The 856-nt window shown below is 44.7% G+C and carries 1 pseudogene; it reads right to left on the bottom strand.

What is annotated here, in order from left to right:
- Positions 1-856, bottom strand: a pseudogene (locus AB4Z30_RS29865) (IS3 family transposase); the annotation flags it as partial.

Genomic DNA, 856 nt, shown 5'->3' with positions numbered 1-856 from the left:
CAGTTCTAAATGACGAAGGCTTCTAAATTCCATCTGGTACATAAACTCCGTTTTCATGACCTTGTAGGTGGCTTCGGCCACGGCATTATCGTAGGGACATCCTTTCTTGCTGAGTGATCGACCAATACCAAATGTACCTAGAAGCTGGTTCATCGTGTGATTTTTAAACTCACTTCCACGATCGGTATGAAACCACTGGATTTGGCTCAAGTCGCCTTCTACCGTTGCGAAGGCGCGTGAAACCAGAGCAGCGTCCTTTTGTGGACCTGCACTGTGGCCAATAATTTCTCGATTGAACAGGTCAATGAGGATGCAAACATAATGCCACCGATGCCCAACCTTCACATACGTTAGATCGCTTACCACGAAGCGCTTTGTTTCCGTCTGATTAAACTCACGCCGCAGTTCATTCGCGCTTTTTCTTCATTACAGGCCGTTTTATGAGGCTTAAATTGTGCAACGGTGTACGTAGAGACAAGGCATTGCTCTTTCATGTTTCGACCAATGAGACGTCTGGAGGCGACGAGTCCTTGTTCCTGAAGCTTGGCTTTGATCTTTCGTGTACCATAGGCATTTCGATTTTTACGAAAGATGTCCACAATGGCTTTCGTTAACTCATCTTCACGGAGCTTTTCCTTCGCTTCATAATAGAATGTACTTTTGGCGATTTCGAGGATGCTGCACATTGCTGATACCGAGTATTTATCACGGTTATTTTGGAGGATAGCTACTTTCGTCCCATGATCAGCGCGGCTTGCTTTAAAATGTCGTTCTCCATTAGGAGACGCTGGTTTTCTTTTCGTAAGGCGATAAGCTCATTTTCTTCAGGCGAACGATTGTCTTTTTCTTTAAAAGA

Source organism: Paenibacillus sp. 2TAF8, from assembly GCF_052114825.1.
In the GTDB taxonomy this organism is placed as follows: domain Bacteria; phylum Bacillota; class Bacilli; order Paenibacillales; family Paenibacillaceae; genus Paenibacillus.
This window is presented reverse-complemented; position numbering and strand designations above follow the sequence as displayed.